General features: G+C 35.9%; 19 protein-coding genes. All 19 read left to right on the forward strand.

The window, feature by feature from the left end; all coding sequences use genetic code 11:
- Positions 1 to 101: 101 nt before the first annotated feature.
- The 19 genes from HNR52_RS06865 to HNR52_RS06955 all read left to right on the forward strand — a co-directional run bounded on the left by HNR52_RS06865 (position 102) and on the right by HNR52_RS06955 (position 16,047).
- Positions 102 to 863, forward strand: coding sequence for a DeoR/GlpR family DNA-binding transcription regulator (locus HNR52_RS06865; protein WP_013788843.1), 762 nt, complete (start codon positions 102 to 104; stop codon positions 861 to 863).
- Between the two features lie 185 nt (positions 864 to 1,048).
- Entirely contained in the window at positions 1,049 to 1,831 is a 783-nt protein-coding gene (locus HNR52_RS06870) for a class II aldolase/adducin family protein (RefSeq protein ID WP_013788842.1), read from the forward strand.
- A 32-nt stretch (positions 1,832 to 1,863) separates the two neighbouring features.
- Positions 1,864 to 3,528 (forward strand): propanediol/glycerol family dehydratase large subunit, encoded by a 1,665-nt coding sequence (locus HNR52_RS06875; RefSeq protein ID WP_435620079.1) that lies wholly within the window; start codon positions 1,864 to 1,866, stop codon positions 3,526 to 3,528.
- 13 nt (positions 3,529 to 3,541) lie between these two features.
- Positions 3,542 to 4,168 carry a propanediol/glycerol family dehydratase medium subunit gene (locus HNR52_RS06880; protein ID WP_435620080.1) on the forward strand — a complete coding sequence of 209 codons (627 nt, stop codon included), beginning with the start codon at positions 3,542 to 3,544 and terminating at the stop codon, positions 4,166 to 4,168.
- Between the two features lie 10 nt (positions 4,169 to 4,178).
- Positions 4,179 to 4,583 (forward strand): diol dehydratase small subunit, encoded by a 405-nt coding sequence (locus HNR52_RS06885; RefSeq protein WP_435620081.1) that lies wholly within the window; start codon positions 4,179 to 4,181, stop codon positions 4,581 to 4,583.
- A 13-nt stretch (positions 4,584 to 4,596) separates the two neighbouring features.
- The gene (locus HNR52_RS06890) at positions 4,597 to 6,414 is read left to right on the forward strand and encodes a diol dehydratase reactivase subunit alpha (RefSeq protein WP_435620082.1); all 1,818 of its coding nucleotides are present in this window, start codon (positions 4,597 to 4,599) and stop codon (positions 6,412 to 6,414) included.
- Between the two features lie 4 nt (positions 6,415 to 6,418).
- Entirely contained in the window at positions 6,419 to 6,757 is a 339-nt protein-coding gene (locus HNR52_RS06895) for a glycerol dehydratase reactivase beta/small subunit family protein (RefSeq protein WP_435620083.1), read from the forward strand.
- A gap of 11 nt (positions 6,758 to 6,768) precedes the next feature.
- Complete coding sequence (locus HNR52_RS06900; protein ID WP_435620084.1) at positions 6,769 to 7,740, forward strand: cob(I)yrinic acid a,c-diamide adenosyltransferase; 972 nt, start codon at positions 6,769 to 6,771, stop codon at positions 7,738 to 7,740.
- Positions 7,737 to 9,140 carry an aldehyde dehydrogenase family protein gene (locus tag HNR52_RS06905; protein WP_435620085.1) on the forward strand — a complete coding sequence of 468 codons (1,404 nt, stop codon included), beginning with the start codon at positions 7,737 to 7,739 and terminating at the stop codon, positions 9,138 to 9,140. Before HNR52_RS06900 ends, HNR52_RS06905 begins: the two co-directional genes overlap by 4 nt.
- Positions 9,141 to 9,151: 11 nt before the next feature.
- Positions 9,152 to 10,363 carry a zinc-dependent alcohol dehydrogenase gene (locus HNR52_RS06910; RefSeq protein ID WP_435620086.1) on the forward strand — a complete coding sequence of 404 codons (1,212 nt, stop codon included), beginning with the start codon at positions 9,152 to 9,154 and terminating at the stop codon, positions 10,361 to 10,363.
- Between the two features lie 8 nt (positions 10,364 to 10,371).
- Positions 10,372 to 10,677 (forward strand): BMC domain-containing protein, encoded by a 306-nt coding sequence (locus HNR52_RS06915; RefSeq protein ID WP_435620087.1) that lies wholly within the window; start codon positions 10,372 to 10,374, stop codon positions 10,675 to 10,677.
- A gap of 26 nt (positions 10,678 to 10,703) precedes the next feature.
- Positions 10,704 to 10,982 carry a propanediol utilization microcompartment protein PduA gene (gene pduA / locus HNR52_RS06920; RefSeq protein WP_435620088.1) on the forward strand — a complete coding sequence of 93 codons (279 nt, stop codon included), beginning with the start codon at positions 10,704 to 10,706 and terminating at the stop codon, positions 10,980 to 10,982.
- A 26-nt stretch (positions 10,983 to 11,008) separates the two neighbouring features.
- A complete protein-coding gene (locus tag HNR52_RS06925) occupies positions 11,009 to 11,326 on the forward strand; it encodes a BMC domain-containing protein (protein WP_435620089.1) in 318 nt (105 codons plus the stop codon).
- Between the two features lie 94 nt (positions 11,327 to 11,420).
- Positions 11,421 to 11,699: a BMC domain-containing protein gene (locus HNR52_RS06930; protein WP_435620106.1), complete on the forward strand. Its 279-nt coding sequence runs from the start codon at positions 11,421 to 11,423 to the stop codon at positions 11,697 to 11,699.
- Positions 11,700 to 11,703: 4 nt separating this feature from the next.
- Entirely contained in the window at positions 11,704 to 12,354 is a 651-nt protein-coding gene (gene pduL, locus HNR52_RS06935) for a phosphate propanoyltransferase (protein ID WP_435620090.1), read from the forward strand.
- A gap of 5 nt (positions 12,355 to 12,359) precedes the next feature.
- On the forward strand, positions 12,360 to 12,638 hold the full coding sequence (locus HNR52_RS06940) for a EutN/CcmL family microcompartment protein (RefSeq protein WP_435620091.1): 279 nt from the start codon (positions 12,360 to 12,362) through the stop codon (positions 12,636 to 12,638).
- Between the two features lie 18 nt (positions 12,639 to 12,656).
- Positions 12,657 to 14,024 (forward strand): 4Fe-4S dicluster domain-containing protein, encoded by a 1,368-nt coding sequence (locus tag HNR52_RS06945; RefSeq protein WP_435620092.1) that lies wholly within the window; start codon positions 12,657 to 12,659, stop codon positions 14,022 to 14,024.
- Positions 13,999 to 14,547: a BMC domain-containing protein gene (locus HNR52_RS06950; protein ID WP_435620093.1), complete on the forward strand. Its 549-nt coding sequence runs from the start codon at positions 13,999 to 14,001 to the stop codon at positions 14,545 to 14,547. Before HNR52_RS06945 ends, HNR52_RS06950 begins: the two co-directional genes overlap by 26 nt.
- Positions 14,548 to 14,769: 222 nt before the next feature.
- Entirely contained in the window at positions 14,770 to 16,047 is a 1,278-nt protein-coding gene (locus HNR52_RS06955; protein WP_435620094.1) for an L-rhamnose isomerase, read from the forward strand.
- The last annotated feature ends 9 nt before the right edge of the window (positions 16,048 to 16,056 follow it).

Consider the following 16,056-nt stretch of genomic DNA (forward strand, 5'->3'; position numbering starts at 1 on the left):
ATGCTTTTATTTATTTTCTATTGTGTTATTTGACAATATGTTGTTTATTGTTGACTTTTAGTATATAATTTAATTAAAATTTAAAAACTGGAGGAAAGTGTATGCTTGCAATAGAACGAAGGAAGAGGATAATGAGGCTTATACAGGAAAACCAAAGCGTTTTAGTGCCGGAGCTGAGTAAGCTGTTTAATGTGACAGAGGAGACAATAAGGAGGGACTTGGAGAAACTTGAAGCAGAAGGACTTTTAAAGAGGACTTATGGTGGAGCGGTTATAAATGAAAATTCAAGTGCGGATATTCCCCTAAATATAAGGGAAATAACGAATATAGAAAGCAAACAGGCCATAAGTATGAAAGTTGCTGAATACATTGAAGATGGTGACACTCTCTTGCTTGATTCAAGCTCTACAGTTCTTCAGGTAGCAAAGCAGATAAAATTTAAGAAAAAGCTTACTGTCATAACAAATTCGGAAAAGATAATATTAGAGTTGGCAAATGCGAAAGACTGCAAAGTAATCTCAACAGGAGGAGTATTGAAGCAAAATTCCATGTCGCTAATCGGGAATTTTGCGGAAGATATGATAAAAAATTTCTGTGTAGACAAAGCCATAATATCATCAAAAGGATTTGATATGACAAATGGTATTACGGAGTCAAACGAAATGGAAGCTGAAATAAAAAAAGCCATGGCTAATTCGGCAGAAAAAGTATTTTTGCTGCTTGATCACAACAAATTTGATAAATCATCGTTCGTCAAGATGTTTGATTTAGATAAAATCGATTATCTATTTACAGATAGAAAGTTGTCTTTAGAATGGGAAGAATTCCTGAAAAAACACAATATTGATTTAATCTATTGTTAGCTAAATCCCACGTTTTGTGGGATGTTTTTTTAATTTTAAAGAAATATTGTTTTTAGTTTTGTTAATTATGCAAAATGCTATTGACATTTTATTAAATACTGATATAATAAAGATAAACAAAATAAAACAGACATAAATCAAAATAAATTCAAGAAAAATTAACTTTATTTAAAGGAGGGCAAAAAGTGTATTCTGAATATGAGGTAAAAAAACAGATTTGCGAAATAGGGAAAAGAATTTACATGAATGGATTTGTGGCAGCGAATGACGGCAATATTACCGTTAGAATAGGTGAAAATGAAATAATAACGACACCTACAGGTGTAAGCAAAGGTTTCATGACTCCAGACATGCTATTGAATATTAATTTAAACGGCGAAGTATTAAAATCATCAGGAGATTATAAACCGTCTACAGAAATAAAAATGCATCTTAGAGTTTACAGAGAAAGACCGGATGTTAAGTCGGTTATACATGCACATCCGCCATTTGGCACAGGCTTTGCCATTGTAGGGATTCCCCTTACAAAGCCGATAATGCCAGAAGCAGTGATATCTTTAGGTTGTGTTCCAATAGCTGAATACGGGACGCCTTCAACAGAAGAGCTGCCAGATGCTGTTTCTAAATATTTACAAAATTACGATGCGCTGCTTTTAGAAAATCACGGTGCATTGACATATGGTCCAGATTTAATAAGTGCGTATTACAAAATGGAATCACTTGAATTTTACGCGAAATTAACCTTCATTTCTACACTTCTAGGTGGCCCCAAAGAGTTATCAGATAGCCAGGTAGAAAAGCTTTATGAGATCAGAAGAAAGTTTGGGCTAAAAGGAAGACATCCAGGCGATTTGTGTAGCACATTGGGATGCAGCACAAATTCTTCAAAATCGAATGATGACGGTGACATTTCTGAACTTGTGAATGTTATTACTAAGAAAGTATTAGAACAATTGAAATACAATTAAAAACACATTTCGAATAAAAAGAGGAATTCTCTATGAAACATTCTAAGCGATTTGAGGTTCTCAGCAAAAGACCTGTTAATCAGGATGGATTTATAAATGAATGGCCAGAGAAAGGCTTTATAGCAATATCTAGTCCCAATGATCCTAAGCCATCAATAAAGATTGAAAATGATAAGATAGTAGAGATGGATGGAAAAAGAAGAGAGGATTTTGACTTTATAGATATATTTATAGCTGATCACACTATTAACATAAGACAAGCTGAAAAATCAATGAAAATGAATTCACTTGATATAGCCAGAATGCTTGTTGATATAAATGTAGAAAGGAAGACCATCATAAAGATTGTGTCAGGGCTCACAGCCGCTAAAATAATGGAAGTCGTAAATCATCTTAATGTCGTGGAAATGATGATGGCTATGCAGAAAATGCGAGCAAGAAAAATACCAGCTAATCAAGCACATATCACAAATCTTAAAGATAATCCTGTACAGATTGCAGCAGATGCTGCCGAATGTGCCTTAAGAGGCTTTAGGGAGGAAGAGACAACCGTAGGAGTCACAAAATATGCTCCTTTTAACGCAATAGCATTATTGATAGGATCTCAAGCATTAAAAAGAGGTGTGCTTACTCAGTGTGCTGTTGAAGAGGCGACGGAGCTTGAATTAGGCATGAGAGGATTTACTACGTACGCTGAGACTATATCTGTTTATGGTACTGAAAGTGTTTTTATAGATGGTGACGATACACCTTACTCGAAAGCTTTTCTCGCTTCTGCCTATGCGTCAAGAGGATTGAAAATGAGGTTTACATCTGGAACAGGTTCAGAAGTTCTTATGGGAAATGCAGAAGGTAAGTCAATGCTGTACCTGGAAATTAGATGTATCATGGTTACAAAGGGTGCAGGAGTACAGGGGCTTCAAAACGGTGCAATAAGCTGTATAGGCATAACCAGTTCAGTTCCTTCAGGTATAAGAGCAGTGCTGGCTGAAAACCTTATAGCATCAATGCTTGATTTAGAGGTAGCATCGGGCAATGATCAGACTTTTACACATTCAGACATAAGAAGGACAGCAAGGACTATGATGCAGTTTTTACCCGGTACGGACTTCATATTTTCAGGCTACAGTGGAACACCTAATTACGACAACATGTTTGCTGGTTCCAATTTTGATGCAGAAGATTTTGATGATTACAATGTATTGCAAAGAGATTTGATGGTGGATGGAGGCTTAAAGCCTGTAAAAGAAGAGGATGTAATAGCAGTCAGGAGAAAAGCTGCTAAAGCTTTGCAAGACGTTTTTAGAGAGTTAAATCTTGGAGTAGTTACAGATGAAGAAGTAGAAGCAGCAGCATACGCCCATGGCAGCAAGGATATGCCTGAAAGAGATGTTTTGTCTGACCTTGAATCTATAGATGAAATGATGAAAAGAGGGATTACAGGCATTGACATTGTGAAAGCTTTATATAGATCTGGACATGAGGACATAGCAGAAAATATCTTAAATATGTTAAAACAGCGCGTGTCTGGAGACTATCTGCAAACATCAGCTATTCTCGACGAGGATTTTAATGTTATAAGCGCTATAAATTGTCCCAATGATTACTTAGGACCTGGAACAGGATATAGGATTGACAAAGATAGATGGGAAGAGATAAAGAATATTCCTTACACCATTAATCCTGACAATTTGTAAAGATGGTGAAAAAATGTACGTGGATGAAGAGCTATTAAAAGAAATAACTAAACGTGTTATAGAAGAAATAAATAAGAAACATAAAACTGATGACCTGCCTTCGTATTTTATCGAAAATGGAGTTGCTCATAAGGGTAAGAATATAAAGGAAGTCGTTATAGGTATTGGGCCTGCATTTGGAAAGCATATAAAAAAGACTATAAATGGACTTGATCATAAAGATGTAATAAAAGAAATAATTGCAGGTATCGAAGAAGAAGGTATGGTTCCTAGGATTGTAAGAGTTCTAAAGACATCTGATGTTGCGTTTATAGGCAAAGAAGCTGCTTTGTTGAGTGGGTCAGGAATAGGTATAGGCTTACAGTCAAAAGGTACGACAGTGATTCATCAAAAAGATCTATATCCTTTAAGCAATCTAGAGCTATTTCCACAAGCTCCACTGTTAAATTTAGAATTATACAGGGAAATAGGCAAAAATGCAGCAAGATATGCCAAAGGCATGATGGTAAAACCTATATTAATTCAAAATGATTACATGGTAAGGCCTAAATATCAGGTGAAAGCTGCAATAATGCATATAAAAGAGACAGAAAGAATATTGAAAAATGCTCAATCAATTGAATTGGCGGTAGATTTGTAATGTAGGGATGATGAAGATGGACGAATATCCGTTGTCAAAAAGTGCTTTTGATAAATTGGTGACAAAAACAGGTAAACATTTAAATGAAATAAATATTAAAAATGTAATGATGGGAAACGTAAAACCTGACGATATTAAGATTTCAAAAGAAGTACTTCTAATGCAAGGGAAAATTGCAGAAAAATACGGCAGACACCAGATGAAAGAGAATTTTACAAGGGCATCGGAGCTTACAGATGTTCCAGATGAAAAGATTCTGGAAATATATGAGAGCTTAAGGCCGTTTAGATCCACAAAGGCAGAACTTATAAATCTTGCCTATGAATTAAGAGACAAATACAATGCCATTAACTGTGCAAACTTGATACTTGAGGCCGCGGAAGTATATGAAAAAAGAAACATTTTGAGAACTTAAAGGGGCTTTTCAGATGAAACTCATAGCAGGTGTTGATATTGGCAATTCTACAACAGAAGTATGTATAGCCGCTATTAAAGATGACAATACATTAGAGTTTTTAAGCAGCTCATTGACAGCAACGACAGGTGTAAAAGGCACTGTAGACAATGTGACAGGGGTTATTAATGGATTGACTGAGGCTTTAAAAAAAATTGATAAAAATATCAGTGATTTAAGCCTTATTAGAATAAATGAAGCTGCTCCAGTTGTCTGTGGTGCTGCTATGGAGACAATAACGGAAACTGTTATCACAGGCTCCACTATGATAGGTCATAATCCATCCACACCGGGAGGTGTCGGACTTGGAGTAGGAGAGATAATACATATAAAGGATTTACCTGATGCTGCGAAAGAAAAAAGTTACATTGTGGTGATACCTAAGGAAATTGGATATGAAGAAGCTTCAAGAATCATAAACATGTCATTTGAAAACGATATTGATGTAAAAGCTGCTATAGTTCAAAATGATGAAGCAGTTTTAATCAACAACAGACTAAAAAAGACTATACCAATTGTGGACGAAGTAAGACAGATAGAGAAGATTCCATTAGGAGTTGTAGCGGCTGTAGAGGTAGCACCGGAAGGCAAGTCCATAAGCACGCTATCAAATCCTTATGGTATCGCAACAATATTTGATCTTACTCCAGAAGAGACAAAGTACGTCATACCGATTTCGAAAAGTTTGATTGGGAAAAAGTCGGCAGTGGTTATAAAAACGCCAAAAGGACAAGTAAAGGAGAGGATAATTCCAGCGGGAAACCTCTTAATCATAGGGTCTAATATGTCATCAAAAGTAAGTGTTGATTCTGGCGCTGAAATGATAATGGAATCAGTTGAGGAAGTTGGAACAATTGATGATGTAGAAGGCGAAAAAAATACAAATGTTGGAAACATGATAAAAAATCTAAAAAGCAAAATGTCAAGTATTACCGGTCAAAAAATAGACAAGGTAAAGATTAAAGACATTTTTGCGGTTGACACAACTGTTCCTGTTAAAGTAGAGGGTGGGCTTGCTAGTGAGACTTCAATGGAGAAAGCAGTTGTATTGGCAGCTATGGTAAAGACGGATGCGCTTCCTATGATAGAGATTGCAGAAAAACTTCAAAGAAAGATAGGAGTATATGTAAAAATAGCTGGAGTAGAAGCTGTGATGGCTGCATTAGGTGCATTGACAACGCCAGGTACAAAGTTACCACTTGCAATACTGGATATTGGTGGAGGCTCTACAGATGCAGCTGTGATTGATGAAAAAGGCATTGTAAAATCTATACACATGGCAGGTGCTGGAGAATTAGTCACAATGCTTATTGATTCAGAATTAGGATTAAATGATAGATATTTGTCAGAAGAAATAAAAAAGAACCCGATTGGAAAAGTTGAAAGTTTATTTCACATAAGAATGGAAAATAGGGAGATAAAGTTTTTTGATAAACCCTTAAATCCTCGATATTATGGGAGGATCGTGATTTTAAAAGAAAATGATATGATTCCTATATTTAAAGAAGATTTGACTATGGAAAAGATTATTTACGTACGAAGGCAAGCAAAATATAAAGTCTTTGTAAAAAATGCTCTCAGAGCTTTGACAAAAATTGCTCCGGGAAATAATTTAAGGCAAATACCAAATGTCGTATTAGTCGGAGGTTCTGCTTTGGATTTTGAAATTCCGGAGATGATTTTGGCTGAGCTATCAAACTATAAAATCATAGCAGGTAGGGGAAATATAAGAAAAGTTGAAGGTCCAAGAAACGCTGTAGCAACAGGTCTCGTGATGTCTTATTTAGGGTGATTTTATGGAATTTATAAAGCCTCAAATAGTGATTTTTGCAAATACAGAAAACAAATATATAATAAACGAGGTTATAGCTGGCATTGAAGAAGAAGGTGCATTGTATAGATTATCTTACAATGAATGTGTTGATGTTGTGAAGATGGCTTATGATGCAGCAAAAGCATCTGTATTAGGTATTGGCATAGGCATATCTGAAGATTTAGTGTGTTTGCACTCTAAAAACTTGGAAATCAATACACCTTTGATTCTTTCAAAGACAAGTGAAAACTTTGATCCACGACTCGTTGGATGCAATGCTGCAAAATATGTAAAGGGCTTGCCACTTAAATACTTAGATTAGCAGGTGGTACAATGAGTGTTTATACTAAAACTGGTGATGATGGTTACACGTCGCTATTAAATGGAGAAAGAATTCCAAAAGACGATTTAAGAATAGAGACGTTAGGAAATTTGGATGAGTTAACAAGTTATTTAGGTTTTGCAAAAGCTCAAATAGATGATGATTCCATAAAAAAAGAGATAGAAAATATTCAGATAAAGGTAAAAGTAATACTTTCAGAGATAGCAGATGGCAAAAGCGATAAATGGCATATATCAGAAAATGATGTCTTTGACATAGAAAGATTAATTGACGATTATCAAAACATGGTAAAGATTAAAAATGGTTTTGTAATACCTGGTAAAAACCAAATCTCAGCATTATTAGATGTTGTAAGGACTATAACGAGAAAAACTGAGAGAAGCTTAATCGAAGTCGACAAGAAATATTCTGTAAATATTAATTCGAAAGTTTACATCAATAGATTGTCTGACTATTTGTTTGTTTTAGCAAGGTATATGGAAATAAGAATGGAAATAGAAGAAAAGGTAGAAGACATAATAAGAAAGCATTATAGAAAGAACAAAGGCGAAATAAAGCTAAATTTAGATATAGCAAAAAATTTGATGGCGAAGGTAGAAAAGAAGGCAGAAAGCATTAATCTACCGGTTGCTATTGCAATAGTCGACATGCATGGCAATTTGATAGCGGCTCATTTTATGGATGGTACACTTCTTGAAAGCATGAATCTAGCAATAAATAAAGCTTATACATCAGTAGCGCTTAAAATGCCGACGCATGAGTTGTCAAAACTTGCACAACCAGGGCAGCCTCTTTATGGGATAAATACAACTGATAATAGAATCGTAGTGTTTGGAGGTGGATGTCCTATAAAGCATCAAGGCGAAATAGTCGGTGGAATTGGAGTTAGCGGCGGTACAGTAGAACAAGATATAGAACTTTCTATTTATGGTGCAGATGTATTTGAGGAGGTTATATCATGAAAGTTAAAGAGGAAGATATCGAAGAGATCGTCAAAAAAGTCTTATCGGAATTTAATCTTGAAAAGACTACCAGTAAGCATGGTGATGTCGGTATATTTCAAGATATGAATGAAGCGATTCGTGCTGCAAAAGATGCCCAGAAAAAATTGCGAAATATGCCCATAGAGTCGAGAGAAAAGTTTATACAGAATATAAGAAAAAAGATTATGGAGAATAAAAAAATACTTGCGGAGATGGGCGTCAGTGAGACTGGCATGGGGAAAGTAGAGCACAAAATCATAAAACATGAGCTTGTAGCGCTTAAGACACCTGGTACAGAAGATATAGTGACAACAGCATGGTCTGGCGATAAGGGACTGACATTGGTTGAAATGGGGCCATTTGGTGTAATAGGGGCTATAACTCCTTCGACAAATCCAAGTGAAACCGTCCTTTGCAATAGCATAGGTATGATAGCCGCAGGTAATTCAGTCGTATTTAATCCACATCCAGGTGCGGTAAATGTATCTAATTACGCTGTCAGATTGGTAAATGAAGCGGTGATGGAGGCTGGTGGACCTGAAAATTTAGTCGCATCTGTTGAAAAACCGACACTTGAAACTGGAAATATTATGTTCAAGAGTCCTGATGTTTCGCTATTAGTAGCGACAGGCGGACCTGGTGTAGTAACATCAGTCCTTTCATCTGGCAAAAGGGCAATAGGGGCAGGAGCAGGAAATCCACCAGTTGTAGTCGATGAAACGGCAGACATCAAAAAGGCTGCGAAAGATATCGTTGATGGTGCTACATTTGACAACAATTTACCTTGCATTGCTGAGAAAGAAGTAGTATCTGTAGATAAAATAACAGATGAGCTTATTTATTACATGCAAAAGAATGGATGCTACAAGATTGAAGGAGAAGAAATTGAAAAGCTTATAGAGCTTGTATTGGAGAATAAAAACGGTAGAACGTCTTTAAATAGGAAATGGGTCGGCAAAGATGCCCATTTAATACTAAAAGCTATAGGTATAGATGCTGATGAAAGCATAAGGTGTATAATTTTTGAGACTGAAAAAGACAATCCATTAGTGGTAGAAGAGCTGATGATGCCTATTTTAGGAATAGTAAGAGCCAAAAATGTAGATGAAGCTATAATGATTGCGACAGAGTTAGAACATGGCAATAGGCATTCAGCACACATGCATTCCAAAAACGTAGATAATTTGACAAAGTTTGGAAAAATCATTGACACTGCTATATTTGTAAAAAATGCTCCATCATATGCTGCGTTAGGATATGGCGGTGAAGGTTATTGCACATTCACGATTGCAAGCAGGACAGGTGAAGGATTGACATCTGCAAGGACTTTCACTAAAAGTCGAAGATGTGTCTTGGCAGATGGATTATCAATAAGATAGGAGAGGATAATATGGAAGTCAATCAGATAGACATTGAGGAGATAGTGAAAAAGATATTAAATGATTTAAAAAGTGAGCCTAAAGAAAACATTAAAGGGAGCAATTCAAAAATACCATCTACCTGTAGAGCTGCTGTACTTACAGATGTTAAAAAAATAGACGTAAAAGAATTTAATATTCCAGAAATAAATGATGATGAAATGCTTGTCAAGGTGGAAGGCTGTGGCGTTTGTGGTACTGATGTTCATGAATACAAAGGAGATCCTTTTGGTCTCATACCATTGGTTTTAGGACACGAAGGCACAGGGGAGATAGTGAAGCTGGGGAAAAACGTAAGACGAGATTCTGCTGGTAAAGAAATCAAAGAAGGCGATAAGATCGTTACATCTGTCGTTCCATGCGGTGAATGCGATATATGTCTAAATCATCCAGGTAAGACGAATTTGTGTGAAAACTCAAAGATTTACGGTTTAATACCTGATGATAATTACCATTTAAATGGTTGGTTCTCAGAGTACATCGTCATAAGGAAAGGCTCAACATTTTATAAGGTCAATGACATGAATCTTAATTTGAGGCTTTTGGTAGAACCGGCGGCAGTAGTCGTACATGCAGTAGAGCGTGCAAAATCCACAGGTCTTATGAGATTCAACAGCAAAGTTCTCGTACAAGGTTGTGGTCCTATAGGATTACTGCTTTTGTCGGTTGTAAAGACGCTTGGCGTAGAAAATATCATAGCTGTCGATGGCGATGAGAATAGACTAAATATGGCTAAAAGATTAGGTGCTACAGCACTCATTAATTTCACTAAATACAGCAATATTGATGAGCTTATTGGCGCTGTTAAAAAAGCAAGCGATGGAATTGGCGCAGATTTCGCATTTCAATGTACAGGTGTTCCTTCTGCAGCGTCTAATATTTGGAAGTTTGTAAGGCGGGGAGGTGGTTTGTGCGAAGTTGGATTCTTTGTAAATAATGGCGATTGTAAGATAAACCCCCATTACGATATTTGCAATAAGGAGATAACAGCAGTCGGCTCGTGGACTTACACCCCTCAAGATTATTTGACAACTTTTGATTTTCTCAAAAGAGCTAAAGAAATAGGACTTCCCATTGAAGAACTGATAACACATAGATTTTCACTAAATAAAATGAATGAAGCAATGGAAGTCAATATGAAACAGGAAGGGATAAAAGTAGTGTATATAAATGACAGATTTTAGGTGATATAATGCAGGCTGTCGGATTGATCGAAGTTTATGGGTTGGTAGCAGCATTTGTAGCAGCAGATGCTGCATGCAAAAAAGCGAATGTTGCAATAGAGTCTTTTGACAATAATAAGCCATTAAACGCTGAATCATTGCCAGTTCCATTGATAATAGTTGTTAAACTTAGAGGAGATCTTGAAGATGTGAAAATAGCGGTAGATGCTGCAGTTAATGCAGCTAATAAGATATCTGGTGTAGTTACCACAAATATAATAGCAAAACCAGAAGAAGACACCGAAAAGCTATTAAAGCTAAATTGTCTTAAATAAAAATAGAATCGAGGAGGATTTTGATTATGGTACAGGAAGCATTGGGAATGGTAGAAACGAGAGGATTAGTTGCAGCAATAGAAGCAGCAGATGCAATGGTAAAGGCTGCGGATGTCGCCTTGATAGGAACTGAAAAAATAGGATCAGGACTTGTAACTGTCATGGTAAGAGGAGATGTTGGCGCAGTAAAAGCGGCTACAGAGGTTGGCGCAAGTGCTGCTTCAAAATTAGGAGAGTTAGTGGCTGTTCATGTAATACCAAGGCCTCACACTGATGTTGAAAAGATATTGCCGACAATTAAATAATTTTGGCACATTTGGGAGTGCAATAAATGCATGCAATTGGACTTATTGAAGTAAATGGATTTGTAGCTGCAGTGGAAGCACTGGATGCCATGTTGAAAACAGCGAATGTAGAGTTTGCAACATGGGAGAAAAAACTTGGAGGCAGACTTGTGACAATTATTATTAAAGGAAATGTTTCAGCAGTTGAAGAAGCAATTTTAAATGGAAAAAATAAAGCTGATAAAATTACACGGACAGTAGCATACGCGGTAATACCAAATCCACATCCAGAAACTATAAAGATGGTAAATATTAGTGCAGAAAAGCTATTTAAAGTAGATGGTGGTGAAATAAGTGAGTTCTGAAGAAAAGGACACGAATGCAAAAGATGTTAAAGGCGAAAAGCAGAAAAACAATTTAACGAAAATATCAAATAAAGAATTTAAGGAGGAATTGATTATGGAACAACAAGCATTGGGAATGGTAGAGACGAGAGGATTGGTAGCAGCGATAGAAGCTGCAGATGCAATGGTAAAGGCTGCTAATGTCACGTTAATAGGAACTGAAAAAATAGGTTCAGGACTTGTAACAGTTATGGTAAGAGGAGATGTTGGTGCAGTAAAAGCAGCGACAGAGACTGGTGCAAATGCAGCTAAAAAGTTAGGCGAGTTAGTAGCTGTTCATGTAATACCAAGACCTCATGCAGATGTAGAGAAAATATTGCCTATGATAAAGTAGTGTGATGACAGTGAATGATAAATTGATAGAGATTATATCAAAAACTATAGCGGAGACGCTTAGTGAAAGGAATTTGCTTAAGATACCAGTAGGTGTATCAGCCCGACATGTTCATTTGACTAAAGAACATTTGGAGATATTGTTTGGGAAAGATTATGTTTTAAAAAAGAAAAAGGAATTGATGGGTGGACAGTTTGCAGCAGAGGAATGTGTGACAATTATTGGATTTAAATTAAATGCTATTGAGAAAGTGAGAGTTTTGGGTCCTTTAAGAGATAAGACGCAGGTAGAAATATCAAAGACTGATGCAATAAGTTTAGGATTAAACCCTCCTATACGGGAATCAGGTGACATAAAAGGTTCATCGCCAATTACAATTGTAGGGCCGAAAGGCGCAATATCATTAAAAGAAGGATGCATAATAGCAAAACGACATGTTCACATGTCGCCTGAGGATTCCAAAAGATTCAATGTTAAAGACGACGATATAATATCAGTAAAAGTAAACGGTCAGCGAGGCGGAATTTTAGAAAATGTACAGGTTAGAGTTGACGAAAAATATACACTTGAAATGCATATTGACACAGATGAAGCTAATTGCATGGGACTAAAAAGCGGCGATTTTGTTGAAATAGTTAGAGATAATAGGAGTTGAAAAAATTGATAATAGCTAAAGTTGTTGGTACTGTTATTTCTACCCGCAAGAATCAAAATTTAATAGGCAATAAATTTTTAATAGTAGAACCTGTAAACGAAATGAATTATGACAATAAAAATAGGATTGTTGCAATTGATAATGTAGGTGCAGGTGTAGGAGAAATAGTCTTAGTTACCTTTGGAAGTTCAGCAAGAATTGGTTGTGGTATGCCAGATTCGCCTGTAGACGCGGCAATTGTTGGAATCGTTGATAGCATAAAAGATATTATCATCGATGATTAGTTAATCTGGGGTGAGATGATGAATATTGATGAACTTAAAAATATCGTATTTGAAAATGGAATAGTCGGTGCAGGCGGAGCTGGTTTTCCTACACATGCAAAACTTACTACAGGTATAGATACAATCATATTAAATGGCGCTGAATGTGAACCGCTTTTGAGAGTTGATAGGCAGCTGCTTGCAGTATATACTGATGAAATATTGATGACTTTATCATTTATAGTTGATACTTTAGGAGGCAAATTTGGCATTGTAGCAATAAAATCAGCATACAAGACTGCCATCAGCTCAGTTAAGAATTTGATTGGCAATTATAGAAACTTGGAGTTAAAGGTATTGCCAGACGTCTATCCTGCTGGTGACGAAGTTGTATTAATATACGAGACGACTGGCAGAATTGTACCAGAAGGTTCTATACCTATTTCTGTTGGTACGTTGGTAATGAATGTGGAAACAGTCTTAAACATCTATAATGCAATTAATCTGAAACATCCTGTTACAGAAAAGTATGTAACTGTAACGGGAAATGTCAAATATCCCAGCACGTTTAAAGTAAAAGTAGGCACACCAGCAGCTTGGCTTATTGAAAAGGCAGGAGGATGCTTAGAAAAAGATTGTGAAGTGATAATGGGTGGTCCTATGACTGGGAAAATAGTTGATGTAAAGACTCCAATAACAAAAACTACAAAAGCTATTATCGTTCTCCCAAAAGACCACCCTGTGATAACAAAGAGAAAGACAAACATAAGGATAGAGTTAAAACGTGCAATGTCTGTTTGCTCTCAATGTCAAATGTGCACAGATCTATGTCCTAGAAATTTATTAGGTCATTCTATAAAACCGCATAAAGTTATGAATGCAGTTGCAAATAGTATTATTGATGATACCACTGCATATACGATGACAATGTTATGCTCTGAATGTGGATTGTGTGAAATGTATTCATGCCATCAAAGTTTGTCACCGAGAAAAATAATAAGCCAAATAAAGACAAAATTAAGGCAAAATGGTGTAAAAAATCCACACAACAAAAGACCAGAAACAGCAAATGTCATGAGAGATGAAAGATTAGTACCGATGGAAAGGCTTATATCAAGACTTTCGCTTAAAAAATACGATGTAGATGCACCGATGAATCTTGATACTGTTATTCCTTCACATCATGTCGTCATGCAATTAAGTCAGCATGTTGGTGTTAAAGCGATGCCTGTAGTAAAGGTTGGAGATATTGTGAAAGAAGGAGATCTGATAGGCGATGTGCCTAATAATAAGCTGGGTGCTAAATTGCATGCCAGTATTGACGGCATTATAATAGATGTAACTGATGACAGTATTGTTATCAAGCCAAGAGGTGATTTTGATGGACAAAGCGATAGGATTAGTTGAATACAAATCAGTTGCTACAGGTATAACTGCTGCTGATGACATGGCTAAAACTGCTGATGTGGAAATAATAGAAGCATATACAGTATGTCCGGGGAAATACATTGTTCTGTTAGCTGGGAAATTAAGTGCAGTTAATTCGGCGATAGAAAAGGGTATAAATCAGTATTCAGACAATGTCATTGATAGCTTTATATTGGGAAATCCACATGAAACAATATATAAAGCTATGAATGGCACGTCTGTAATTGAAGATGTAGAAGCACTTGGCATCATAGAAACATTTTCTGCAGCATCAATAATACTTGCAGCAGATACGGCTGCAAAAGCTGCAAAAGTAAATCTTGTAGAGATAAGAATAGCCAAAGGTATGTGCGGCAAGTCATACTTGCTGCTTACAGGCGAACTTGCCGCTGTTGAAGCATCAATTAATGCAGGATGCAAAGCTTTGGAGAAATCAGGTATGCTTTTAAATAAGTCTATAATACCCAATCCAGATAGAGCTATTTGGGATAAGATAATCTAAATGCAAAAACAGGCAATAAAAGAAAACACAATACATATATCTACAAAACAAAAAAATAACAAAAAAATAATAAAAAATTATTAAAAACAAGAAGGAATTTAACAAAAAACGTCGAATATATATAATATAAAAGATATGTAACTTAAAATTTAGATAAAAGTAGTTATTATTAAATAGAATCCAAATGTAATTATTATTTGATTTCCCGAAAGGATGTTTATTATGTATGAAGTAGAGAAAGATGAAATTTTAAATGATTATTATCATGCAAAAGAGGTTTATGCAAAGTTTGACATAGACACTGATGAAATATTAGATAAAATGAAGAAGATTCGTATTTCCCTTCACTGTTGGCAGGGCGATGATGTAACTGGATTTGAGAAAAGCGCCAATGGATTAAGCGGTGGAGGTATTTTGGCGACGGGAAACTGGCCTGGCAGAGCAAGGAATGGTGAAGAATTGAGGCAAGACATTGAAAAAGCCTTAAGTCTTATACCTGGCAAACACAAAGTGAATTTGCATGCCATTTATGCGGAAACAAATGGTGAATTTGTTGACAGAGACGAAATAAACGTAGAACATTTTAGAAAATGGATAGAGTGGGCAAAAGAAAAAAGGCTTGGTCTAGATTTTAACCCTACGTTTTTTTCACATCCTAAAGCAAACTCTGGCTATACGCTTTCTAGTAAAGATGATAATATTAGAAAATTTTGGATTGAACACGGCAAGAGATGTCGTGAAATTGCAAATGAAATGGGAAAAGAATTAAAAATACAATGTGTAAACAATATTTGGATTCCAGATGGCTCTAAAGATTTGCCTGCTAATCGAATTGAACATAGAAAGATACTTAAAGAATCTTTAGATGAAATATTTTCAGTAAAATACGACAAAACAAACATCATCGATTCAGTTGAAAGCAAACTATTTGGTATCGGGTCAGAAAGTTATGTAGTTGGTTCACATGAATTTTATATGAGCTATGCCTCAAGAAATGATGTAATGTTATGCCTTGACATGGGACATTTTCATCCTACTGAGAATATAGCTGATAAGATATCGTCAATACTGACATTCGATGACGATTTATTGATTCATGTAAGCCGTGGTGTTCGCTGGGATAGCGATCATGTAGTCATTTTAAATGAAGATTTGCTCTCATTAGCAAAAGAAATAAGAAGATGTAATGCTTATGATAAAGTATATATTGCTTTAGATTTCTTTGACGCAAGCATAAACAGGATAATGGCGTGGGTAATAGGCGCAAGAGCGACGTTAAAAGCCATATTAATATCACTATTAGAGCCTGTTCATCTACTTTTAGAAGAAGAGAATAAAGGGAATTTTGGTGCAAGGCTTGCTTTGATGGAGGAATTTAAAACATTGCCATTTTACTCCGTTTGGAACAAATACTGTTTGGACGAAAATGTGCCTATTGGTACATCATGGATTGATGTTATTAAAGAATATGAAAAAGAAATTATAAAAAATCGGACTTAGAAATTTAAG

The sequence above is a fragment of the Thermoanaerobacterium thermosulfurigenes genome, assembly GCF_051201035.1.
GTDB lineage: Bacteria > Bacillota > Thermoanaerobacteria > Thermoanaerobacterales > Thermoanaerobacteraceae > Thermoanaerobacterium > Thermoanaerobacterium thermosulfurigenes.